This is a genomic window from Mesorhizobium sp. WSM4806, from assembly GCF_055811635.1.
This window is the reverse complement of sequence record NZ_JBVVQZ010000021.1, coordinates 73139-95726: the sequence shown is the minus strand read 5'-3', so window position 1 is coordinate 95726 and position 22588 is coordinate 73139. Positions and strand designations below refer to the sequence as shown.

General features: G+C 64.0%; 18 protein-coding genes and 1 tRNA gene. 12 read left to right on the top strand and 7 right to left on the bottom strand.

The window, feature by feature from the left end; all coding sequences use genetic code 11:
* Window positions 1-14: 14 nt before the first annotated feature.
* The 10 genes from AC0L2M_RS27675 (at window position 15) to AC0L2M_RS27630 (ending at window position 12811) form a co-directional block, all read left to right on the top strand.
* The gene (locus AC0L2M_RS27675) at window positions 15-1448 is read left to right on the top strand and encodes an NAD(P)-binding domain-containing protein (RefSeq protein WP_473536420.1); all 1434 of its coding nucleotides are present in this window, start codon (window positions 15-17) and stop codon (window positions 1446-1448) included.
* Window positions 1445-2677: an arsenite efflux MFS transporter ArsK gene (gene arsK / locus AC0L2M_RS27670; protein WP_473536419.1), complete on the top strand. Its 1233-nt coding sequence runs from the start codon at window positions 1445-1447 to the stop codon at window positions 2675-2677. The genes AC0L2M_RS27675 and arsK overlap by 4 nt, the downstream gene beginning before the upstream one ends.
* Window positions 2678-2782: 105 nt before the next feature.
* Window positions 2783-4282, top strand: a complete 1500-nt coding sequence (locus AC0L2M_RS27665) for a helicase HerA domain-containing protein (RefSeq protein WP_473536418.1) — start codon at window positions 2783-2785, stop codon at window positions 4280-4282.
* 461 nt (window positions 4283-4743) lie between these two features.
* Window positions 4744-5901 (top strand): D-alanyl-D-alanine-carboxypeptidase/endopeptidase AmpH, encoded by a 1158-nt coding sequence (gene ampH / locus AC0L2M_RS27660; protein WP_473536417.1) that lies wholly within the window; start codon window positions 4744-4746, stop codon window positions 5899-5901.
* A gap of 324 nt (window positions 5902-6225) precedes the next feature.
* Complete coding sequence (locus tag AC0L2M_RS27655; protein ID WP_128173635.1) at window positions 6226-6774, top strand: sugar dehydrogenase complex small subunit; 549 nt, start codon at window positions 6226-6228, stop codon at window positions 6772-6774.
* Entirely contained in the window at window positions 6771-8384 is a 1614-nt protein-coding gene (locus tag AC0L2M_RS27650; RefSeq protein WP_128173634.1) for a GMC family oxidoreductase, read from the top strand. The genes AC0L2M_RS27655 and AC0L2M_RS27650 overlap by 4 nt, the downstream gene beginning before the upstream one ends.
* Before the next feature lie 5 nt (window positions 8385-8389).
* Window positions 8390-9214, top strand: coding sequence for a cytochrome c oxidase subunit II (coxB, locus tag AC0L2M_RS27645; protein WP_473536416.1), 825 nt, complete (start codon window positions 8390-8392; stop codon window positions 9212-9214).
* Window positions 9211-10785 (top strand): cytochrome c oxidase subunit I, encoded by a 1575-nt coding sequence (locus tag AC0L2M_RS27640; protein ID WP_473536415.1) that lies wholly within the window; start codon window positions 9211-9213, stop codon window positions 10783-10785. Before coxB ends, AC0L2M_RS27640 begins: the two co-directional genes overlap by 4 nt.
* On the top strand, window positions 10782-11588 hold the full coding sequence (locus AC0L2M_RS27635; protein WP_473536414.1) for a cytochrome c oxidase subunit 3: 807 nt from the start codon (window positions 10782-10784) through the stop codon (window positions 11586-11588). Before AC0L2M_RS27640 ends, AC0L2M_RS27635 begins: the two co-directional genes overlap by 4 nt.
* Before the next feature lie 788 nt (window positions 11589-12376).
* The gene (locus AC0L2M_RS27630) at window positions 12377-12811 is read left to right on the top strand and encodes an FKBP-type peptidyl-prolyl cis-trans isomerase (RefSeq protein WP_128168627.1); all 435 of its coding nucleotides are present in this window, start codon (window positions 12377-12379) and stop codon (window positions 12809-12811) included.
* 248 nt (window positions 12812-13059) lie between these two features.
* Here AC0L2M_RS27630 and AC0L2M_RS27625 read toward each other — a convergent pair whose 3' ends face one another.
* From AC0L2M_RS27625 to AC0L2M_RS27600, 6 genes are all read right to left on the bottom strand, one after another.
* A complete protein-coding gene (locus tag AC0L2M_RS27625) occupies window positions 13060-14040 on the bottom strand; it encodes an ABC transporter permease (RefSeq protein WP_023800493.1) in 981 nt (326 codons plus the stop codon).
* 256 nt (window positions 14041-14296) lie between these two features.
* Window positions 14297-15265 carry an ABC transporter permease gene (locus tag AC0L2M_RS27620; protein ID WP_287260852.1) on the bottom strand — a complete coding sequence of 323 codons (969 nt, stop codon included), beginning with the start codon at window positions 15263-15265 and terminating at the stop codon, window positions 14297-14299.
* On the bottom strand, window positions 15262-16800 hold the full coding sequence (locus tag AC0L2M_RS27615) for a sugar ABC transporter ATP-binding protein (RefSeq protein ID WP_287281918.1): 1539 nt from the start codon (window positions 16798-16800) through the stop codon (window positions 15262-15264). Before AC0L2M_RS27615 ends, AC0L2M_RS27620 begins: the two co-directional genes overlap by 4 nt.
* A 208-nt stretch (window positions 16801-17008) precedes the next feature.
* Window positions 17009-18043, bottom strand: coding sequence for an ABC transporter substrate-binding protein (locus tag AC0L2M_RS27610; RefSeq protein ID WP_473536413.1), 1035 nt, complete (start codon window positions 18041-18043; stop codon window positions 17009-17011).
* Window positions 18044-18089: 46 nt separating this feature from the next.
* On the bottom strand, window positions 18090-19004 hold the full coding sequence (locus AC0L2M_RS27605; RefSeq protein ID WP_473536412.1) for a sugar phosphate isomerase/epimerase family protein: 915 nt from the start codon (window positions 19002-19004) through the stop codon (window positions 18090-18092).
* 516 nt (window positions 19005-19520) lie between these two features.
* A tRNA-Ala gene (locus AC0L2M_RS27600) sits at window positions 19521-19596 on the bottom strand.
* Between the two features lie 161 nt (window positions 19597-19757).
* Between AC0L2M_RS27600 and AC0L2M_RS27595 the strand changes: the two genes are divergently transcribed.
* Both AC0L2M_RS27595 and AC0L2M_RS27590 read left to right on the top strand, forming a co-directional pair.
* Window positions 19758-20048: a YggT family protein gene (locus tag AC0L2M_RS27595; protein WP_473536411.1), complete on the top strand. Its 291-nt coding sequence runs from the start codon at window positions 19758-19760 to the stop codon at window positions 20046-20048.
* 10 nt (window positions 20049-20058) lie between these two features.
* Entirely contained in the window at window positions 20059-20388 is a 330-nt protein-coding gene (locus tag AC0L2M_RS27590; protein WP_473536410.1) for a DUF167 family protein, read from the top strand.
* Window positions 20389-20465: 77 nt separating this feature from the next.
* Here the strand turns inward: AC0L2M_RS27590 and AC0L2M_RS27585 are convergent, their stop codons facing one another.
* Window positions 20466-22520 carry a M3 family metallopeptidase gene (locus tag AC0L2M_RS27585; RefSeq protein WP_473536409.1) on the bottom strand — a complete coding sequence of 685 codons (2055 nt, stop codon included), beginning with the start codon at window positions 22518-22520 and terminating at the stop codon, window positions 20466-20468.
* Window positions 22521-22588 lie beyond the last annotated feature (68 nt).

Sequence of the window (22588 nt, the reverse complement as noted above, 5' to 3'; positions counted from 1 at the left end):
ATAGAAGGTGTGTCATGGTTTCTGAAATCGATCTCCCGATCGCTATCATTGGCGGCGGACCTGTTGGCCTGGCGGCGGCCGCCCAACTGGTCAGCCGTGGCCTTCCGGTTAGGGTTTACGAGGCTGGTTCTTCTGTCGGCTCGAACCTTCGGGATTGGGGCCATGTGCGGGTTTTCACGCCATGGCGCTATTGCGTCGATGCGGTCGCCCGAAAACTTCTCGAGAGCCACGGCTGGCAAATGCCGGAGCCGGAGGCGTTCCCCACCGCCGATGAAATTGTCGACCAGTACCTCGCGCCGCTGGCAAAGCTTTCCGAACTGGCGCCGTCGATCGAGACCAGTGCCCGTGTTGTCGCCATTTCCCGCTGGGGAGCCGACAAGGTTCTGAGCAAGTCGCGGGAGACGCGGCCGTTCATGCTTGTGGTCGAAACGGCGGAAGGCACGCGCCGGGACAGCGCCCGTGCCGTGATCGATGCATCCGGCACCTGGCAGACGCCGAACCCGCTCGGTGCGGGTGGCTTGCCGGCCGAAGGTGAGACGGAATTTGGCGACCGCATCGCCTACGGCATCCCAAATGTTCTCGGCCGCGACCGTCATCTCTATGCAGGTCGCACGACATTGGTGGTCGGCGCCGGCCATTCCGCTGCCAATGCCTTGCTGGAACTGGACAGGCTTGCGCAAACCGGGCCGGGCACCTCGGCACTATGGGTGACGCGCAGCACCGACCTTGTCCGCATCTACGGCGGCGGCGATGCCGACGCCCTGCCGGCGCGCGGCGAACTTGGCTCCGATGTACGGCAACTCGCTGAGAGCGGCCGCGTGCGGCTGGTGACCGGCTTTGCCATTGTTGCCATCCGTGAGGTCGACGGCCGTCTCGCTGTCGAAGGCCGGACAAAGGATGGGTTGCGCACGCTCGGACCCGTCGACCGGATCATCGCCGCGACGGGGCAGCGCCCCGATCTCGTCTTGACCCGCGAGCTCCGGCTGGACCTCGATCCGTGGCTCGAAGGCGTCAAGGCGCTGGGACCGCTCATCGATCCCAATGAGCATTCCTGCGGCGACGTCCCGCCGCATGGCCATCGCGAGCTCAGCCACCCCGAGCCCGATTTCTACACGGTCGGCGTCAAAAGCTATGGCCGGGCGCCGACGTTCCTGCTGCTGACCGGCTATGAGCAGGTCCGCTCGGTCGCCGCGGCGCTCGCCGGCGACATGGCTGCCGCCGATGCCGTGCAGCTGGTGTTGCCCAAAACCGGCGTCTGCACGGTGCCGGTGTCACTTTCAGGCGCGTCGTCCCAGGGTTGCTGCGGCGGACCCGTGCCGGCTGCTGTCGATGCCTGTTGCGTCGACGATGCCAAGGCAAAGGCGAGCGGCAAGTCTGGGTACGGCTGTGGCAGCACGCAAGCGATCGCAGCAGTGCGCAGCGGCGATCTTGAGATCGCCGCTCCATGAGCGACCGGAAAATCCCGGCTGCCGCACTCTGGGCGTTGGGGCTGACGCAGATCATCGGCTACGGCACGCTCTATTACAGTTTTAGTATCCTGGTGCCGTCGATCGCGCTCGAGTTCGCCTGGCCGGAACAATGGGTTTTCGGCGCCCTGTCGGCGTCGCTGCTGGCGGGTGGCCTGTTTGCGCCGACAGCCGGGCGCTGGGCCGATCGTTTCGGCGCCGGCCGGGTGATGACCTTTGGTTCGCTTGCGGCCGCAGCAGCGCTTGTCGCTTGCGCGATAGCACCCGGCCGGGTGAGCTTCGTGCTGGCCTTGATGGTCATCGAACTGGCGTCCGCTTTCGTGCTCTACAGCGCCGCTTTCGTCGCCATCGTCCAGATCGGCGGCGCCAGGGCGCAGCGCAGCATCACCCATCTGACGCTGATCGCCGGCTTCGCCTCCACCCTGTTCTGGCCGCTGACGGCCGCACTTCACGAATACCTGAGCTGGCGCGAGGTCTATCTGGTCTTTGCCGGCATCAACGTCGCCATCTGCTTGCCCATCCATGCCTGGCTGGCACGACTGTCGCGTCGAGTGAACAAAAACGCTTCGGCGACACCTGCGGCCATTGGGCCGGCGGGCGGGCCGGTTGCCTTCACCGCGCGCGACCGCAGCAGAGTGTTTCTGCTCATGCTTGGCGGCTTCGCGATCGAGGGTTTTGTGCTGTCCTCGATCCTCGTTCACATGGTGCCGCTGACGGCGGCGCTCGGGCTTGGCTCCGCCGGGCTTGTCGTCACCACGCTTTTCGGCCCGTCCCAGGTGGCAAGCCGGCTGATCAACATGCTGTTCGGCGGCCGGCTGGCGCAGACCTGGCTCGCGGTGATCGGCGCGACATTGTTGCCGCTCGGCCTTGTCGTCCTGCTGGCGACGACACCATCGGTGGCCGGCGCCATCGCCTTCGTCATCCTGTTTGGATTGGGCTCGGGCCTTGCCAGCATCGTCGGTGGCACGCTGCCGCTGGAACTGTTCGGACGGGAGCGCTACGGCGCCCGGCTCGGCTGGGTGACGGCCGCGCGTCAGTTCTCTTCAGCACTTGCGCCATTTGCCCTTGCCATGGCGATGGCAGGCTTGGGCGTCCAGCCATCGCTCTGGTTCACCGCTGCAGCAGGCATGCTCGGCATACTGGCTTTCTCGGCAATCATCCTGATCAGACGGCAGCCCCTCGCGCCTGTGATGCTTACCTCAACGAACTGACGCCGCGCGCAGCGTCGACCTGTGCGCAACACCGAGCCGCCGGCCATCGGCGCTCGACGGGCTGTGATGCGGTTGATAAGCCCTCTCCCTAAGGAGAGTCGAGACATGACCGTTGCGATCGAGATGGGCCACACGACCGCAGGCGCCCCGGCGGCGCTGGATCTTGAGGAGCTGCTGGCGACGCGACTTTTGGTGCAGGGCAATTCGGGCTCCGGCAAATCCCATCTGCTGCGCCGGCTGCTGGAGCAGAGTGCCCCTTGGGTGCAGCAGACCATCATCGACCCCGAAGGCGACTTCGTCTCGCTGGGCGACCGGTTCGGCCATTTGGTGATCGATGCCGAGGAGCATACCGAGCGCGGCCTGCAGAGCGCCGGCGAGCGGGCGCGCATCCACCGCGTCTCCACGGTGCTCAATCTCGAGGGGCTCGACGCCGAGAACCAGATGCGCCGCGCCGCCGCCTTCCTTGGCGGGCTTTTTGAGGTCGCCCGCGACCACTGGTACCCGATGCTGGTAGTGGTGGACGAGGCGCAGCTGTTCGCGCCGGCTGTGGCCGGCGAGGTTTCCGACGAGGCGCGCAAGCTCTCGCTTGGCGCCATGACGAACCTGATGTGCCGAGGCCGCAAACGCGGGCTTGCCGGCATCATCGCCACTCAGCGGCTGGCCAAGCTCGCCAAGAATGTCGCCGCCGAGGCTTCCAATTTCCTCATGGGCCGGACTTTTCTCGATATCGACATGGCGCGCGCCGCCGACCTTTTGGGCATGGAGCGGCGCCAGGCGGAGGCTTTTCGCGACCTGGAGCGCGGGCAATTCATGGCGCTCGGCCCGGCGCTGTCGCGACGGCCGCTCGGCTTGCGCATCGGCCCGACCGACACAAGTCCGCGCAATGGCACGCCGCGGCTGATGCCGCTGCCGGAAGCAGCCCTTGAGGACGCACGCGCCATCATCCTGGCAGCACCGCCGCCGGAAACTGTCCGGCCGCAGCGCCGGTCGTCGCCGGACCTTCTCGATCAGCTGATGGCGGCGAAGTCCGCGGCGCTGGAAATCCGCCCCGAACCGTCGGAGCCGCCGATCAGCGCCGAGGATTTGGCGGAGCGGCGTGAGCGCGTCGACCGTGTCCTGCGCGCCGTTCTGGCGCAGCCCGACGCGGGCTTCCGGGTCATCGGCGTGCTTTATCAGGAGTTCGTGGTCCGCTGCCGGATAGAAGGCCTCGCCTCGGTGGTGCCGGACCTGCCCGCCTTTCGCCGCATGCTGACGCGCGCCCGCGCCGGCCTCGGCTCCGACATGGCCGGCGATGACGCCTGGCAGGACGTCTCGGCTCGCGCCGCGCTGCTGCCCGAGGATATGCAGGGCGTGTTCATGATGATCGCCCGCGCCGCGAAGGAGGGCTGGCCGTGCCCGAGCGACGCAGCGATCGCCCGCGCCTATGGCTCACACTCGCTGCGCCGCGCCCGGCGCCTGCTGACCTATATCGAGGAGCAGGGGCTGATCGTCTGTCAGCTTGACGGTCTCGGCCGGCGGGTCGTGACGCTCGTCGAATTGGCCTGGGCGACGGCGCCGGGGGATCCTAATGCGGAGGACGCGGAGCAGGGGCGTTTGGCAGTGTGAGGCGGCGGCCGAGCGCGCAAGAGAAATGCCACGCATCAAGGCGATGTATGGCCAAGCGGCAGGTACAGCGGCGAGTCTTTTTTGCGCAGATAGGGCCTTGGCCCGCCACAGCTCTTCTGCCCGGTCTTCATCATACGACGACGATTGGCGCGACGCAGATCCGCCTATTGTAAGTTGTTCGACGCTACAGCACTCACTCCTGCCGACGGCGCTTCACATATCTTCTAAATTACCCGCGGGTCGGTTTGCCAATGAAGAGATCAGCCCCGATCAACTGACGAAGGACAAGAAATACGGCAGGACTGTAGCGCAAATAGCCGCCGAAACTACGCTACCGCCGCCGATTACCCCCTTCGGTTCATTCTATTGACATCTCCTGCTTCTGGAGAGATGGTAAGATACTATGCGGCGGCCCTTTTTCCGAAGATTTTATTCTGCAGCTTCATCAAAGGATTTCGGCAATGCGTTTGTCTCGATCGCGCCGACTTATGGCCATCGCTTTGACGGCAATCGCAGCCGTCACCCTTCCCTCTTATGGACATGCCGAGGACAAGCTGCTGACGGAAGCGGTGCAGTTCAACGGTACGATCCTGTATCTCTCCACCGAAGTGCCTGGCCTGATCTTCGGCGCCGTGCGCAACGGCGAGACGGCCTTGGCCGGTTTCGGCAAGATTGCCGACGGGAGTGAAAAAGTGCCCGACGGCGACACAATGTTCCGCATCGCATCCGTGAGCAAGGTGTTCTGCGGCAGTGTGCTTTCCTCGCTGGCGATCGACGGCAAGGTACAGCTCACCGACCGGCTGCAGGATCGCCTTGGCTGGGACGTCACGCTCCCTGAGAAGGATGGCCGCGCCCTCCGCCTGATCGATCTCGTCGCGCAAGCTTCCGGCCTTCCGCGGGAGGTGCCAGTGGCCGAGGCGCCCCCCTCCGACCCCTTCTCTACGAATACCAAAGAGGCGCAGATTGCCGCCCTCAAGGACAATCCGCTGCTGTTCGCGCCGGGCACGGCCGTTCTCTATTCGAACTTCGGATACGACCTCCTTGGAGCGGCGCTCGCGAATGTCTCTGGAAAGCCTTATGCCGAGCTCCTTCGGGAGCGTGTCCTCGATCCTCTCGGCATGAAAGACACTGTTTTCAACGCAAGACCGGAGGACGAGCCGCGCCTGATGCAGGGCCATAACTTCGACGGCAGTGCCATGCCCATCGTGCCGACGAGCACAGCCATGGAGTGCGCCGGTGGATTGTACTCGACCGCGGACGACCTGCTGCGCTGGATGAACTGGCATGTCGAGAACAAGCCTTCTGCGGCCGATGCCGAGTTGCGGCTTTTGAACCACGCGGCTTTTTTGTACCGGGACGGGCTCGCGTCGGTGGTGGGGCTGGATGACGGCGGCCCGATGGACGCCATGGGTCTCGGCTGGGTCATCATGCTCCCCACCGAGCATAGCCCGCTCATCCTCCAGAAGAGCGGCGGCCTGCAAGGGATGTTTCTCTATGTTGCGATTGCACCGACACGCGGCGTCGGCGCTTTCTTCGTCATGAACGAATTCAATGCCGCCGGCTTCATGGCGGGGGTCAAGACGACGAACGATCTCGTCGCAGAGATCGCTCCACGCTGATTTTCGCGCTGATCAGGGGGAACGTGCGCGATGATTAACGCTGTGGAGGGGGCCTGACGGACCGCATGTTTGGTGGCAAGGCAAGCTCGACATCGGCTATTTCCGGCCGACGGCTTAGTTATTCCCTCCTGAGGACGACCACCGCATGGATAGGTCGCCGCGTGCAAGGTCAGGCCCAAGCGGCGCTTTTGATCTCAAATGTGGAGCTCTCTGGCTCGACTGTTCTGAGCTTGAAAGGGTCGATTGACCAAGCTCAGATTGAGCCGTAGCTTCAGATAGCGTGCGGCCTGGTTGTTTCAGCAGAGGCTCGCCTTGAGGGTACCGATGGCTGGCAGTGACGATGCGCGTCTGCCCAAGCAGGTAGGTCAGCCGGCGGCGCATCATTCTGCGTCGGCAACAGTGCGGCGACGCGAGCTTCTCATTGCCGTCTCGACGCTCGCAGCATTCTTCGGATTGCCCGCCGCGGCCCGTAGCCAGGTCGCCTTGAGCAGCGCGATCGAGCCCGGCGCGTTTCGCGAATTGACAGGCATACTGACGGGCATGTCGCCGAGCGACGCCACGCTGCCGGAATTGTTCCTGCAGGCATTCTCCGCTGACGCCGCCGATCTCGGAAAACTGCATGCGATCGTGACGGAACAGCCCGAGACAGAATGGGACAGCGCGATTGCGTCGGCGGGGCTGAAACCGCTGTCGGAATCGCTCATCCAAGCCTGGTATACGGGTAGCATCATGCACGGCTCGGAAGAACGCGTCCTTACCTATCTCGATGCGTTCGTCTGGCATGCCTGCGGTTACACCAAGCCGCCGACGCGATGCGACACGAATTTTGGCGCGTGGGCGAACGCACCGCCGCCCGGACGGTTTTCCGAATGACCGCGCCGGCGTCCGCCGATGTCGTGTTTGTCGGTTCAGGCGTAGCCGCGGCGCTTGCCGGCGCGGCTATCGCGAAAGCAGGGTTCAGCGTGCTGTTCCTCGAGGCGGGACCGCGCGTCGATCGCGGCACCGCTGTGACACGATTCCAGTACTCGTCCGCGAAGGGCCAGAACTCGCCTTACCCCGACCAGCCCTATGCGCCGCAGCCGGAAGAATCCGACTTCTCCGCCTACTATGTCGAGGCTGGGCCGGACACCTTTAGGGGACAGCAGGCGAGGATCGTCGGCGGCACCACGTGGCACTGGGGCGGGCTCGCCGCGCGGTTCCGGCCAAACGATTTCAAGATGCGCTCGAAGTTCGGCGTCGGCGTCGATTGGCCTATCGCCTATGGCGACATGGAGCCGTGGTATCAGGCCGCCGAGGAAGAGATCGGCGTCGCGGGCGACGACACCGCCGATTTCGGCGCGCCGCGCTCAAAGTCGTTTCCGATGCCACCGATCCCCATGACCTATGCCGACAAGCAGGTCGGCATCGCTGCCAAGGCGCTCGGCTACTCGGTGTTGCCATTTCCACAGGCGCGCAATTCGGTGTGGCGGGATGGCCGCCCGCAATGCTGCGGCAATGCGAGTTGCGTGCCGATCTGCCCCATCCAGGCGAAGTACGACGCGACGCATCATCTCGCCATCGCGGAGCGCGCCAGCGCGCATGTCGAGCCGCAGGCCGTGGTGCACGAGCTAGTCGTCGGTCCGGACAAACGCATTGCCGAAGTGCGTTACCGTCGCCCGGATCGCAGCGAGGGCAGCGCGACCGGAAAAATTGTGGTCATCGCGGCGCATACCATTGAGACGCCAAAGCTGCTACTGCTTTCGACGGGAGACAATGCGCCGACGGGCGTGGCGAACAGTTCCGACCAGGTCGGCCGCAATCTGCTGTCGCAGATCGATGTCGGCATTCAGGGACTGACCAGGGATCCCGTGTTCACCTATCGCGGACCGGTCTCGACCGGTGGCATTGCCGAGCTTCGGGACGGCGATTTCCGCAACGAGCGTGCGGCCATCGGCATCTCGCCTTCCAACGAGGGCTGGGCGCGGGCGGTCGGTCCGTTCCAGGCTGCGACGACCTTCATCAAACAGGGCCTGCGCGGCGATGCGCTGAAGGCGGCAGTCCGTTCGCACGTCGCGCGGGAGCTGATCATTGGCAGCTCTGCCGAAATGCTTCCCAATCCGGACAATCGCGTGACGCTGAGCAATCAGATGGACGGGATCGGCATTCCGCGGCCGAACATCGCCTTCAAGTCTGACGACTACACGGCGCGCGGGCTGGCGGTCGCGCGCGATGTGCAGAACAAGCTCATGGCTGCACTCGGCGCCACGCAGATCAAGCAGCTCGGCCCGATCGCTGACAGCGCGATCATGGGCGGCACGACACGCATGGGAGATGACCCGCTCACCTCGGTCGTCGACAGGGACCTGAAGAGCCACGACCATCCAAACCTCTACATCGTTGGCTCGTCCGTCTTCCCGTCCATCACGGCGAATGCGCCCACGCTCACCATTGCGGCGCTCAGTGCGCGCCTCGGCGCGCATCTCATCTCCCTGCTGAAGGCGTAGATGTCATGCGCGGGCGGGGCACTGTTTTCCTCGGTTTTGTCTCCGCAATGATGCTCGACGCACGGCACGGCTTGGCGCAGGCGCCGGCGAACTGGCAGACAAGTTTCGGCGTCTCAGCCTCGGAGACGAAGGAGCGGATCGTTGCGCTGCACGACCACATATTGCTGATCGGCGTCTGCATCGTCGCGCTCGTCGCCATGCTGATCGGTTTCGCGCTCTTGCGCTTCCGGGCGAGCCGGCACCCCACGGCGTCAAAAGTCACGCGCATGCCCTGGCTGGAATTCGGCTGGACTATCGCGCCGGTGCTGGTGCTGGGCGCGATCGCCGCGCCGTCGCTCCAGCTGCTCGCCTATGAGAGCGATATTCCCGACGCACAGTTGACGATAAAGGCCAGCGGCCATCAGTGGTTCTGGCGTTATTCCTATCCCGACAATGGCGGCTTCGCATACGATTCCATCATGTTGCCGCCGGCCTCCGTTCCGGCCGGTGAACCGCGTCTGCTAGCGGTCGACAATCGGATGGTTGTCCCGGTCGGCGCTGTCGTGCGCATACAGGTGACATCGTCGGACGTCGTGCACTCCTTCTTCATGCCGGCACTGGGCCTACAGATTTACGCCATGCCCGGGCGCCTCAACGAAACCTGGACACGCGTCGAGAAGCCGGGCGTCTATTACGGGCAGTGCAACCAGATCTGCGGTCTGAATCACTCCTTCATGCCGATCGCGATCGAGGCCATGGCGCAGCCTGATTTCGACGCCTGGGTGCGGGACGCTGCAACGCGATATCCGGTCGTCAGCGCCGCCGCTATATCAGCGCAGGTGGCGAAATGAGCGCCACCGAACATAGGCCCGAGTGCCGGTCGATTGCGGCCTGGCTGTTCACCACCGACCATAAGGCGATCGGCACGCTTTATCTCGGATTCGCGATCATGGCGGGGACCCTGGGCGGCGCGATCTCGGGCTACATGCGGCTCGAACTGGCGCAGCCGGGCATGGACTATGTCGTCAACGGCCAGTCCTGGAACGCGCTGATCACCGCGCATGGCCTAATCATGATCTTCTACATGGTGATGCCGGCGTTGATCGGCGGCTTCGGCAACTGGTTCGTCCCGCTGATGATCGGTGCGCGCGACATGGCCTTTCCGGGACTGAACAGTCTCGGCTTCTGGTTGCTGCCGCTGTCCTTGATCATGCTGATCGGGTCGCTGCTGGTCGGCGACGGAACGGGTACCGGCTGGAGCCTCTATCCGCCGCTGTCGGGAATAGACGGCCAGCCCGGACCGTCGGTCGACATGACGATCCTCGCGCTGCACTTGGCCGGCATTTCTTCCGTGATCAGCGCGATCAATTTCGTCACTACCATCCTTAACATGCGCGAGGATCGCTTGCCGCTGTTCGGCATGCCGCTGTTCGTGTGGTCGATCCTGATTTCGTCGCTCATGCTGCTTCTCGCCATGCCGGTGCTGGCGGCCGCGCTGGCGATGCTGCTTGCCGACCGCAATTTCGGCGGCGCCTTTTTCGATCCAGCCGGCGGCGGAGACCCGATGCTGTTCATGAACCTCTTCTGGTTCTTCGGCCATCCGGAGGTCTACATCATGATCCTGCCGGCCTTCGGCATCATCAGCCAGATCGTCTCGCGGTTCTCAGGTCGCCAGATTTTCGGTTATCCCGGCATGGTGCTGGCGATGGCATCAATTGCGGCGCTGGGTTTCATCGTCTGGGCGCACCATATGTTCACCGTAGGTGTAGGCTTCGCGCCGCGTGCCTTCTTCACGCTGGCCTCGATGGTAATAGCGGTGCCAACCGGCATCAAGGTGTTCGCCTGGATTGCCACGATGTGGGGTGGGTCGATCCGCCTCACCGTGCCGATGCTGTGGGCGCTGGGCTTCATCATCATGTTCACGGTCGGCGGCACGACGGGGATCGTGCTTGCCAATGCCGGCGCGGATCAAGTGCTGCACAACACCTACTACGTCGTCGCGCATTTCCACTATGTGCTGAGCCTCGGCGCGACCTATGCGATCTTCGCGGGCTTCTATTACTGGTTCCCGCGCATGACCGGACGCATGTTCCCGGAGTGGGTTGGACGGTTGCATTTCTGGTGCTTCTTCATCGGTACCAACTTTCTGTTTTTCCCGATGCATTTCCTCGGACTGGCAGGAATGCCACGGCGCATCGCGGATTATCCGGACGGTTTCTTGGGCTGGAATATGATTGCGTCGCTCGGCGCTGTGCTCGCGCTCGCCTCCACGCTGCTGTTCCTGGTGATGCTTGCGGTCTCGCTGCGGCGTGGCGCGCCGGCCCCCCGCGATGTGTGGGGCCCGGCTTTCACGCATGAATGGGATGACGATCCCGAGATGGCGCGTCCGCGTGGCACGGCGGGCGCGGAGGCAGGCGCGTGAGCAAGACTGTCACCGAGGTCGGCGGCACGGATGGCCGATGGCCTGTCGCGATTGCTGTCTCGCTGTTCCTGCTAGCGTGCGCCGGTCTCGCGCTCTTCCACCCGTCGCTGTTCGGCACGCTGGCCGGCAGCATCGCGGTACTCGGTCCGCTCGTGATCGCGGTGGGGCTTCTGCCATTGTTCATCGCTCTGACAGCGTGGTCGCGGGCGACGAGTGGTGAGCGTGCGAATGGTCCGCAAAACACCTTTGGCCCGAGGATCGCGATCATCGCCTTAATCGCGTCCGAGGTAGCGTTCTTCGCCGCCTTGTTCGCCGTCTACCTACGATACGCGATCTATCCGGAGATCGCGGGGTTCAACTCATGGCCACCTACGCCGATGCGCCCCGACGACCCTTGGGGCGGCCCGCTTCTCAACACAGTGATCCTCCTCGCGTCGGGGGTCTGCGTCGCAGCGGCGCATGACTGGCTTCTGAAAGAGCGATGGCAGCTTTCGGCTATCGGGCTTACCGTGGCGATCGCGCTCGGCGGCGTGTTCGTCGGCCTTCAGCTTCGGGAATTCAGCCTCGCCTCGGTGGGATTCCGCGACGGTGTCTATCCCTCGATCTTCTTCCTTACGACTGGCTTCCACGGCCTGCACGTCGTTATCGGCATCTTGTTGCTGTCGATCGCCGCATATCGGGTGATCCGCGCGCGCTCAGCCGGCGGCGGCGGCTTCATCACGACGGCGGCATCCTGGTACTGGCATTTTGTCGATGCGGTGTGGCTTCTGCTGTTCGCCGTCTTCTACGCTTGGGCCAGCTAGGAGCGTACCGACGCGACGTCGACTAGCATCGGCATTGCTGAAACATATCTGGGAGCCGGCTGAGGGCGGCCTTCGCGGTTCAAAGTTGCATATTAAAAGCACCCAGAAGAGCTGCCTCTGGCGGAAGTGACCTTACTCCATGATCGATCAGTTTCCTGCAGGATCAAGTAGTGTAGTAGCTCCCGTCCTCGATCATCAATGACCAAGCATATCTCAAGCTGTAGTTGCAAAAGAATTGCGGCCGTGGTTTTGCCTAAAGGCAAGTTGCGTTTCAGGATGAGGGCCGCAATGGCAGAGGGTCATTCAATTGATCACGAACTTGCCGTAAAGGCGGTGGCGTCTTCCGTGCACGATGCCATAGCGACTCGCCATGGCTTGCGCGGAGGGAACACGAGCCAGGTGACCGGCGACGGCGCCGGGGGATCCTAATGCGGGGGAGGCGGAGCAGGGGAGCTTGGCTGTTGAAGGTTGATGCGCTTGGGCGAAAGCTGACGTCGCTCAACATCAGCAAACGCCAAAAACCGCGGGGTGGGTGGCCGATCAGAGTCTTCGCAATCTCTGTCGCCACGACATGCTCGAAAATGCGCGCCCCAGATCCTTGGCGAACAGATCCCAGTCGGCCTCCGCGACTTGTCTTTACGCAGGTGGCTGAATTGGCATTCTGGGTTTACATCGGCAGCCAAGCCCCTAGTTTTAGAGTTTCGCGCCGCGCACCTTAGTGCGTGGATGATCGAAAACGGGACCGTGAACTCTGGCCGGTCCCTCAAAAATCCCAAAGGATGACTGCCATGACACAGGCCAAGAATGGCGACACCGTGCGCATCAATTATACTGGACGTCTAGCCGACGGCACTCAATTCGATTCTTCCGGCAGCGAACCGCTGCAATTCAAGCTCGGTGAAGGGCAAGTGATCCCCGGCCTTGAGACCCATGTCGAGGGCATGGAGGTCGGCGCGAAAAGCACCGTCACCGTTCCCGCCGATGCCGCCTATGGCCCCCACCGTCCCGAAGCGGTCATGACCGTCGACCGCGCGAGGGTGCCGGACAACATCAACATCGATATCGGTACTCGACTGCAGGCCAGAACCCCCGAAGGGCGCCCCATGCAGGTGACGGTCGTCGGCGTCGACGACGCCAGCGTCAAGCTCGACGGCAATCATCCGTTGGCCGGAAAGGATCTGGTGTTCGACGTTGAACTGGTCGAGATCGTTCAGGCGGCGTAGGGTATCCATGCGGCCAGGGCCGTGGTGGCTATGATTTTGGGTGACGGACTTCCGCCGGAGGTTTCGGCGGTTTGTGCCGCCTGCCGCCCTGCTTTCCGCGCTTAGGCCATCGCCAAAACCGTGCCGACATTCGTAAGGTTCGACACTGCATCTAATCTAATGCGACAGCGCGCAAAGCTGTCATGCACGGCTGCGTTTGCGAGAGTCTGCTTCGGTCAAAAGCAGCCCCCCGGCTCCAGCCTCCACCCCTACCGATCCTCAATAATCCGCAAATACGCCGCCGTCACGAACAGCACGATCAGCCCGAACAGTATCCGCCGCGCGCCTTCCGGCATTTGCAGGATGGTCAGCAGGGTCGTCAGCACGGTGAGGATCAGCGCCCCGATGATCGTGCCGGTGTAGCCGCCGCGGCCGCCGAAGATCGAGGTTCCGCCGATCACCGCGGCCGCTACCGAAGGCAGCACCAGCGGCTCGGCCAGCGACAGCGACGGCGCCTTGATCAGGCCTATATAGAGCAGCCCGGTGATGCCGGCGAGCACGCTGGAGATGACGTAGAGCGCTGTGATGACCTGCCAGTAGCGGACGCCGGACAGGCGTGCCGCCCCTTCATTGTCGCCGACTGCGTAAAGCAGGCGGCCAAAGCCGGTGCGGTTCAAGGTGAAGACGATGAGGACGGCGATGGGCACGAACAGCAGCAGCGCGTTGGGCACGCCATAGGTGAGGCCAGTGCCCAACCAGGCCAGGAAGGGCGGAATCTTGGCGCCCGAAGCGATGACGGTGCGCTGATAGACCTGCAGGCAGCCGGTGCCGATCAGGCTGGTGCCAAGCGTCATGATCAGTGGGTGCACGCGAAACACGCCGACGCCGATGCCGTTGACCAGCCCAATCAGCACCGCCGGCACCAAGGCGATCAGGATCGCCACCGCCGGGTCATGGTTGACGACCTGCGTCGCCATGATGAAGGCGCTCATCGTCGCCACGGTTCCGACCGACAGATCGATGCCGCCGGTCAACATGGTCATGGTCTGGCATCCGGCCAGAATTGCCAGCGGAATGGCGAATTTGACGGTGTTGGCGAGCCAGCGCTCGTTGACGATGCCGGGGCGCAGGATCTGCAGGACCACCACCAGGATGACCAGCAGGATGATCAGCGGGATCAGCGGCCGGTCGGCCATGAAGCGCTTGAGGCGGCGGCCGAAGGGGACGGGTTGGATCGCGGTTGTGCTCATGAGGTTGCTCGCGATTGGGGTGGCGCGATGCCGGGAGAGGATGGCGTTCTACGGCGCCCCCCTCTGTCCTGCCGGACATCTCCCCCACGGGTGGGGAGATTGGCAGCTTCGGCGCCTCGCTCATTCTTGCAACGTCGACAATTGGCGAAAGCCGTCGCGCCGTCCAATCTCCCCCCAAGTGGGGGAGATGTCCGGCAGGACAGAGGGGGGCGCCGTGGATCGCCGACTCCGTAAACCAGCCTTGCGCCATTGCTCATCATTGCCGCCCCCTCATCGTAATAAAGGCGCCGAACATGACGACGGCGACCATGATCGCGCCCTCGATGATTGCGGTGACGTTGGGATCGATGGCCAAGAGCGTCAGGTCGGTGCGCACCAGCCGCAGCACGAAGACGGCGACGATCGGGCCGAGCAGGCCGCCCTTGCCGCCGCCAAGCGCGACGCCGCCGAGCACCACCGCCGCCACGCTGGCGAGAAGATAGGGGCCGGGAATAGGGGCGCCGATGCCTGTGCTCATGGTCAGCGCCAGCCCGCCCATGGCAGCGAAAAGCCCCGACAGGGCATAGGCGATGATTTTGGTGCGCGCGACCGGCACGCCGCTGCGAAATGCGGCGAGTTCGCTGCTGCCGATGGCGTAGATCGACAGGCCGAGTTTTGATCGCTTGAGCGGTATCCAGATGATGCACAGGCAGACGACAAGAAGCACCAGCGCCTTCGGTATCCAGGCAGAGATTTCTGGCAAGCCCGGGATCGAGACGGTGCCGACGATGGTCGCCCTTAGCCATTCGGCCACCGCGCCGCCGGGCGCGCCGAGGACCAACAGCGCCGCGCCCTGCAGGACGAACAGGGTGGCCAGCGTGACGACGATATCGGGCACGCGAGTGACGACGATCAGCATGCCGTTGACGGCGCCCAGCACCAGCCCCATCGCCAGCACGAACGGAACGACAAAAAGCGCGTATTCCTCGCTGGCGCCGTCCATCATCGAGGCGGCGGTGACGCTGGTCAGCGCCATCATCGCGCCGACGGAAAGATCGATGCCGCCGGCGATGACGACAATCGTCTGGGCGGCCACGGCAAAGGCGTAAGGCAGCACCGCGCGCACCAGCGAGCCGAAATCGCCGCTGCCATAGCCCGGCTGGATGAGCCTGGTGATCACCAGCAGGACCGCGAACAGGACAAGCAGACCGGCGACCCAGCCCTGACGGCGGACGAGGCGGGTCAAGGTTTCGCCACCGGGCTCGAGTGGATGTCGGCAAGGATGCCGACGTCCACCTTGGCGCCGCGCGGCAAGCCGTAAGCGGCGCGCATCAGTGCCGGTTCGTCGGCGAGTTCGACGGGGAAGACATCGACGACACGCCCGCCAAAGATGACGATGACGCGATCGCAGACACGCTGCACCTCCTCGAGCTCGGATGTATAGAACAGCACCGACTTGCCCTGGTCGGCGAGTTCGCGCAGCAGCTTATAAATCTCCTGCTTGGTGCCGACATCGATGCCGCGCGTCGGGTCGAAGCAGAGGATGGTCTGTGCCTCGGCGGCGATCCAGCGGGCGATCGTCACCTTCTGCTGGTTGCCGCCGGACAGCCGCTGCACCTCGCGCTGGGCGCGGGTGTCGATCTGCAGACGCTCGATCGCGCTGACGACCCTGGAGCGTTCCTGCGCCATGTTGATCGGCCCCCAGTTGCGCAAGGCGGCGCTGAACGGGAGTGCGATGTTTTCGCGCACCGAGCGCTGCATGGTCAGGGCTTCGGTGCGGTCGCCGGGCACATAGGCGATGCCGGCGCGGATCGCATCCGCCGGATGCGCGAATTTCACCGGCTGCCCGTCCACCTCGATCGTGCCGCCGGATGGGCGGATCGAGCCGGCGAGCGCGGCGAACAGCTCGTCCTGGCCTTGCCCCTCGAGCGCGACGACGCCCGCGACTTCGCCGTTCACCAGATCGAACGAGACGTCGTTGAGCTTGGTGCCGACACGAAGGTTCGCCACACCGAGGCGTGGACGGCTATCCCCAGGCGAAGCGGCCTGGCCCGCCTGGCGCGCCGTCACGCGCGTCTTTTCGATCCTGGCGCCGAGCATCATCTCGACGATGCGCTCCTCGACGCCCGGCTCGATGTCGACGACGCCGACGGTCTCGCCGTCGCGAAGCACGGTGGCGCGGTCGCAAAGCGCCGATATCTCGACGAAACGGTGGGAAATGAAGATCACCGAACGGCCGCTGTCGCCTTGGCGGCGAACGACCTCAAGCACCTTTTCGGCAAGGTTCGCCGGCAGTGCCGCGGTCATCTCGTCGAGCAGCAAAACGTCGGGCTCGACCGCCAGCGCGCGCGCCAGATCGAGCACGCGCAGCACGGCCAGCGGGATGTCGCGCGCGATGTCGCGGATGTCGAGGTCGGGAATGCCGAGTTCGCGCACCCAAGCGCGGAACGGCTCGACCGGCGTGTCGGTCAGGCGAAGGTTGGAGGCGACGTCGAGATCGGGGATGAGCGACGGTTCCTGGTAGACGGGAAGCAGGCCGGCGCGGCGCGCATCGGCGGGCGAGCGCACGTCGCGCGTCTCGCCGCGGATCAGGATACGTCCGGCATCGGCGCGGATGGCGCCGGTGAGGATTTTGACCAGCGTCGATTTGCCGGCGCCGTTGGCGCCCATCAGCGCGTGAACCTCACCCGGCAGAACTGACAGCGACGCGTTGCGCAGCGCCACCACTGCGCCGTAAGTCTTGACGACGCCGGTGGCGTCCAGGAGAGGGTTGGTGGTCAAAATCGCGTTGCTCTCGTTGCAAGTTGTCTAAAATGGCGATCCTGCCTTCTCCCCTTGTGGGAGAAGGTGGCCTCGCGAAGCGAGGTCGGATGAGAGGTGTTCCAGGGAACACCAACTTCTCATTCCTTCCAGCACCCCTCATCCGTCTCGGCGCTGCGCGCCGATCCACCTTCTCCCACAAGGGGAGAAGGCAGAAGCGCGGCAGCGATTACTCGCCAGGGCCCTTGCAGGCGATGATCTGCTCCTTGGTGTAGGTGGTCCATTCCGGAATGGAGATCGAGACCGGCCATTCCGGGCTCAGCGACGGATCGGCGACGCTCTTCAGTTTGGCTTTGCCCTCTTCGGTGGCGTTCTCCCACAGCTGCGGCTCGACGAGAACGGTCTGCTCCGCCGGCTTCTTGCCGTTCAGGATCTGCAGGGCCAGGGTCACGCCAGCGCCGCCGATCGAACCAGGATTGGTCACCGCCGCGCCGACAAGGCCTTCGACCGAGTTCAGCTGGCCGACGAAGCCGGCATTGTCGGCGCCCACCACCGGCACCAGCGGCGTCTGCGACTCGACCAGCGCATCGACGATCACATTGTCGATGCCCGAGGTCCAGATGCCGTTGAACGGCGATCCGGTGGCGATGAAGTCGAGGATCTGCTGCTTGCCCTGGTCCTGCTGCCAGCCGGTGAAGACCTCATGCACGACCTTGACGTCGGGGAATTCGGCAAGCGCCTTCTTAAAACCCTTGTCGCGGTCGCTGTCGGCCGAGGCGCCGGCGGCGCCACGCATATAGACGACGTCGCCCTTGCCGCCGATCTGCTGGAACAGCCATTTGGCGCCGAGATAGGCATACTGTTCCTGGTTGTTGGAGATGATGTAGGCCGAAGGCTCGGTGACCGCCTGGTCGACGGCGACGACGACGATGCCGGCCTTGGTGGCTTCCTCAAGCGCTGACTTGATGCCGGCGGGATCGGCCGGGTTGACGACGATGGCGTTGACCTTGGCGCTGATCAGGTTGCGGATATCCTCGAGCTGGCCGGCGGCGTCGGTGTTGCGATGGGCGATGTTGAGCTTGGTGACCTCGCCGGAGGCAAGCGCCTGCGCCTTGATGGCGCAGATCATCTCCTCGCGCCAGCCATTGCCCTGCACCGTGTTGGAGACGCCGATCGTGTATTTGGCTTCCGCGGACGAGATGCCCACCGAAGCCAGAAACGCCGCGCCGGCAAGCAGCGGGACCATTGCCAGATATTTTTTCATTTCAGTCTTCCTCCACCTTGTTTTCAGTTCAGTTCGAAAAGGGGCCTCATTTCACGAAGGGGCGCAGCACGTCGCGGGCGAGCAGAAAGCCGCGCTTGACGTCGTCGTCGCTTCCCTCAAAGCGCCGGTCCTCGTGTTCGATGATGATGGCTCCGTCGTAGCCGGCGCGGTAGAGGCCGGAGAAGATCACATTCCAGTCGACATCGCCAAGCCCCGGCATGCGCGGCACCTGCCAGCCCATGCCGGCCGAGAGGATACCGCGCTCGTAAAGGCCATCATGATCGATCATCAGGTCCTTGGCATGGACATGCAGCATGTACGGGCCGAATTCCCTGATGAAGCGGGCCTGGTCGATCATCTGCCAGACCAGATGCGACGGGTCGAAGTTCATGCCGACGTCGCCGCCCCATGCCTCGAGGATGCGGCGCCAGATATAGGGCGAATAGGCGATGTTGTGGCCGCCCGGCCATTCGTCGTAGCTGAAGATCATCGGACAGTTCTCAAAAGCCAGCTTGACGCCGTTGTCGCGCGCATGGGCGATGATATCGGGCCACAGTTTGAGTGCCTCTTGCCAGTTGGCGTCGATGGTTTTTGAGGCGTCGCCGCCGCAGAAGGTGTTGACGACAGGCACGCCCATATGGCTCGCCAGCACGATCACCTTCTTCAAATGATCGACGACGGCCTTGCGGTGGGCGGCATCGGGATGCAGCGGATTGGGATAAAAGCCGAGGCCGGAGATCGACAGGTTCTCTTCCGCCAGTGCGGCGGCGATTTCCTTGGCCTGCGAGGTCGAGGTCGAGGCGGCGTCGACATGGCTGGTGCCGGCATAGCGCCGGGCTGCGCCTGAGGATTTCGGCCAGCAGGCGATCTCCAGCGCCTCGAAGCCGGCAGAACTTGCCCAGTCGGCGACCTCGCCAAGCGGGGTGTCGGCAAACGGTGCGGTGAGCAATCCGAGCTTCATGTGGCCCTCCCGTGGTTCACGACCGGCCTACTATGCCGATTGTGCAGGCCGCTTCAACCGTGTCGCCGCCGGCAATGCGCAAACCTGTCTGACGAATGCCATCGGATCGTCGCAGAGCAGGCCATCGTGAGCGGCTGTGACAGCCGTGCAGAACGGCTGGATTTAGTTAGGCGTCTGACAACAGCAGGACTTCCCTTGGCTGGGCACCAGCCCACTTCCGCAACGACCTGATTTTGCTCTTGTGGGGCGATTTCGGTCGAGCTAATGATGTGTCGGGCTTAGGGGTTTGAAGTGACTGACATCATCACATTCGTGGTTGCTGGCGCGTGGGCGGCAGTTGGATTTGGCGTGATCTGGTACGTCAGAACGAGACCGCCTATCCCTGAAGGTCACGAGGACCCCGATCTGAGGGAATGGCTTGATGGCCAGGTTTAAGCCCCAAGCTCAAAGCCCGCCAGAGCGCGTTCGGGGTGCCGGTACAGCTATCTTCTTGATTTTACTGAGGTGAAAATCCGCTGGTGGAGCTGAGGAGGATCGAACTCCTGACCTCGTCATTGCGAACGACGCGCTCTCCCAGCTGAGCTACAGCCCCGTCCAGCGGAATGGGCGCATTTATCGGGCGCGGCGGTTTCCTGTCAAGACGGCGTTTTGCCCAAAAGCCGGGCGGCCAGCCACCGGCCTGCCGTGCCGCGAAGCTGGCTCTTGCCGCCTCCGCCTGCAATGGCTACATGTCGGCAACAATCGGAGACCGGCATGATAGCCCTCATTCAGACCATTGTCCTGGCGCTTGACATTTATTGGTGGATCATCATCGCTTCGGCGATTTTCTCCTGGCTCTACGCCTTCAACGTCGTCAACTCGCGCAACCAGTTCGTCGATAGCGTCAGCAACATGCTGTTCCGGCTGACCGAGCCGGCGCTGCGGCCGATCCGCCGCTTCCTGCCCGACCTCGGCGGCATCGATATTTCGCCGATCATCCTGCTTCTGATCCTGTTCTTCCTGCGGCAGTTCCTGCTCACCACGGTGGCGCCGCTGGTCATCTGACGGCGGTTCCATGACCGGGCCGTTTCGCTCGCGTAACGACGGCGTCGACCTGTTCGTCCGGCTGACGCCGAAAGCGGCGATGGACAGGCTCGAAGGCATCGAGATCTCGGCAGACGGGCGAAGCCATCTGAAGGCCCGCGTCCGTGCCGTGCCGGAAAACGGTGCCGCCAACCAGGCGCTCGAACGGCTGGTCGCCAAGGCGCTGGAAGTGCCGCGATCGGCCGTCTCTGTCGTTGCCGGCGGCACCGCCCGGCTGAAGACGCTGCGCATTTCAGGCGATCCGGCTGCGCTGGCGAAAGCCGTCGAGGCGTTGGGTGGCGGCCCAAGCGCCCCGCGTTAAGGTGGCCTGCTGCGAGGTGCTTGTGATCAGACATCGTCGGTCCGCCGAGATTAGCAATTGGTCCGTTGGCCCTTGCTCTACACCAGCCCGCGCTTGATCATCATCGCTTCGGGCGACGGCATCTTGCCGCGGAAGGCGGTATAGAGCTCTTCCGGGTCTTTCGAACCGCCGGCGGCATAGATGTTTTTCCTGAGCCGCTCGGCCAGCGCCGGATTGAACAGGTCGCCCGTCTCCTCGAAGGCGGCGAAGGCGTCGGCGTCGAGGACCTCCGACCACATGTAGGAATAGTAGCCGGCCGAATAGCCGTCACCGGCAAAGATGTGGCCGAAATGCGGGGTGCGGTGGCGCATGGCGATGGTGTCGGGCATGTTGAGCTTCTCGAGCGTTTCGGCTTCGAAACGAAGCGGCTCCTCCGGGGCATCCGGCCGCGCGTGGTAGGCCATGTCGACCAAGGCCGAGGCGGTGAACTCGACCGTGGCGAAGCCGGCGCCGAAGGTGCGCGCCGCCAGCATCTTGTCGACCAGCGCCTTCGGCATCGGTTTGCCGGTCGTCACGTGAAGCGCATGCTTTTCCAGCACCGCCGGCACGGTCAGCCAGTGCTCGTAGAGTTGCGAGGGCAGCTCGACGAAATCGCGGCTGACCGAGGTGCCCGCGACCGACGGCCAGGTGACCTCGGTCAGCATGCCATGCAGCGCATGACCGAATTCGTGGAACAGGGTTTTGGCCTCATCGACCGACAAAAGCGCTGCCTCGCCCTCCGGCGGCTTGGCGAAATTCATGGTGTTGTAGATCACCGGCCTGGAGCCATCGCCAAGCTTGTAGCCGGACTTCAGCGCGCTCATCCAGGCGCCGGAGCGCTTTGAGGGCCGCGCGAAATAGTCGGCCAGGAACAGCCCGCGCTCGCTGCCGTCGGCATTCCTGACGATGAAAACGCGCGCGTCCGGATGCCAGGTGGCGATGCCTTGCTTCTCCTCGAAGCTGATGCCGAACAATTTTGTCGCCACGTCGAAACAGGCGTCGATGATGCGGTCGAGCTGCAGATAGGGCTTCAGCTCGGACTCGTCGAAGGCAAACTTCTCGGCGCGCAGCTTCTCCTGATAGAAGCGCCAGTCCCAGGCGGCGAATTCTTCGTTGCTGCCGGCCTCGGCCGCCAGCCGGTGCAATTCGATCTGATCGCTTGCGGCCTTTTCCAGCGCCTTTTCCCAGACCGGGTCGAGCAGCTTATGCACCGCCTCCGGCGTCTTTGCCATGGTGTCGTCGAGCTTCAGCGCGGCATAGGAAGCATAGCCGAGCAGCTTCGCCTTTTCGGCGCGCAGACGCAGCATGTCGCGCACCACGGCGGTGTTGTCGGTGGCGCCGCCGTTCTGGCCGCGCATGGTGAAGGCGCGAAAGGCGATTTCGCGCAGGTCGCGGCGCTCGGAGAAGGTCGAGAACGGCTCGTAGATCGAGCGCGACAGGGTGACGGCATAGCGGCCCTTCTGGCCGCGCATCTCGGCGGCCTCGGCCATCGCGCTTTTCAGGAATTCCGGCAGGCCGGCAGTGTCGGCCTCGTCAAGAAACAGCGCCCAGTCGCGCTCGTCGGCAAGCAGGTTCTGGCCGAAATTCGTGCCGAGCGACGATAGTTCCTCATTGATCGCCGCCAGCCGCTTCTTGCCCGCGGCGTCGAGCCTGGCGCCGGAACGGACGAAATTTTTCCAGGTCTTTTCCAGCACCCGCAGCGTTTCGGCATCGAGCTCCAGGGCGTCGCGGCGCTGGTAGAGCTCGTCGATGCGGGCAAACAGCCTCTCGTTCATCGAGATCGCCGAGAAATGCCGCGACATCTTTGGCGAGATGTCGCGCTCAAGCGCCTGGATCGCCTCGTTGGTGTGGGCGCCGGCCCGGCACCAGAAGATCGACGAGACATGGTCGAGCGCCTCGCCGCCAAGCTCGAGCGCTGCAAGCGTGTTCTCGATGGTCGGGGTCTCGGCATTGCCTGATATCGCCTCGATCTCGGCCTCATGCGCCGCCAATGCCGCATCGAAAACCCCGGAAAAATCGCCGTCGCCGATGCGGGTGAAATCGGGCAAGCCGAGCGGTCCTTGCCAGGTGGTCAGCGGATGGGCGGCGAGGTCGACGGCGGACGGCATGGGCATTCTTCCGTTAAGTGAGGGGCTTTCGCTGCGTGGCGGGATGAGGCGGATCGTCACCGATGTAAGGCGCC

What these genes read in the sequence shown, in the direction of transcription:
- AC0L2M_RS27595 (WP_473536411.1), top strand. Translation starts at nt 19,758, where the DNA reads ATGATAGCCCTCATTCAGACCATTGTCCTGGCGCTTGACATTTATTGG.
- AC0L2M_RS27675 (WP_473536420.1), top strand. Translation starts at nt 15, where the DNA reads ATGGTTTCTGAAATCGATCTCCCGATCGCTATCATTGGCGGCGGACCT.
- AC0L2M_RS27625 (WP_023800493.1), bottom strand. Translation starts at nt 14,040, where the DNA reads ATGAGCACAACCGCGATCCAACCCGTCCCCTTCGGCCGCCGCCTCAAG.
- arsK (WP_473536419.1), top strand. Translation starts at nt 1,445, where the DNA reads ATGAGCGACCGGAAAATCCCGGCTGCCGCACTCTGGGCGTTGGGGCTG.
- AC0L2M_RS27665 (WP_473536418.1), top strand. Translation starts at nt 2,783, where the DNA reads ATGACCGTTGCGATCGAGATGGGCCACACGACCGCAGGCGCCCCGGCG.
- coxB (WP_473536416.1), top strand. Translation starts at nt 8,390, where the DNA reads ATGCGCGGGCGGGGCACTGTTTTCCTCGGTTTTGTCTCCGCAATGATG.
- AC0L2M_RS27640 (WP_473536415.1), top strand. Translation starts at nt 9,211, where the DNA reads ATGAGCGCCACCGAACATAGGCCCGAGTGCCGGTCGATTGCGGCCTGG.
- AC0L2M_RS27610 (WP_473536413.1), bottom strand. Translation starts at nt 18,043, where the DNA reads ATGAAAAAATATCTGGCAATGGTCCCGCTGCTTGCCGGCGCGGCGTTT.
- AC0L2M_RS27655 (WP_128173635.1), top strand. Translation starts at nt 6,226, where the DNA reads ATGGCTGGCAGTGACGATGCGCGTCTGCCCAAGCAGGTAGGTCAGCCG.
- AC0L2M_RS27650 (WP_128173634.1), top strand. Translation starts at nt 6,771, where the DNA reads ATGACCGCGCCGGCGTCCGCCGATGTCGTGTTTGTCGGTTCAGGCGTA.
- AC0L2M_RS27630 (WP_128168627.1), top strand. Translation starts at nt 12,377, where the DNA reads ATGACACAGGCCAAGAATGGCGACACCGTGCGCATCAATTATACTGGA.
- AC0L2M_RS27590 (WP_473536410.1), top strand. Translation starts at nt 20,059, where the DNA reads ATGACCGGGCCGTTTCGCTCGCGTAACGACGGCGTCGACCTGTTCGTC.
- AC0L2M_RS27585 (WP_473536409.1), bottom strand. Translation starts at nt 22,520, where the DNA reads ATGCCCATGCCGTCCGCCGTCGACCTCGCCGCCCATCCGCTGACCACC.
- AC0L2M_RS27605 (WP_473536412.1), bottom strand. Translation starts at nt 19,004, where the DNA reads ATGAAGCTCGGATTGCTCACCGCACCGTTTGCCGACACCCCGCTTGGC.
- ampH (WP_473536417.1), top strand. Translation starts at nt 4,744, where the DNA reads ATGCGTTTGTCTCGATCGCGCCGACTTATGGCCATCGCTTTGACGGCA.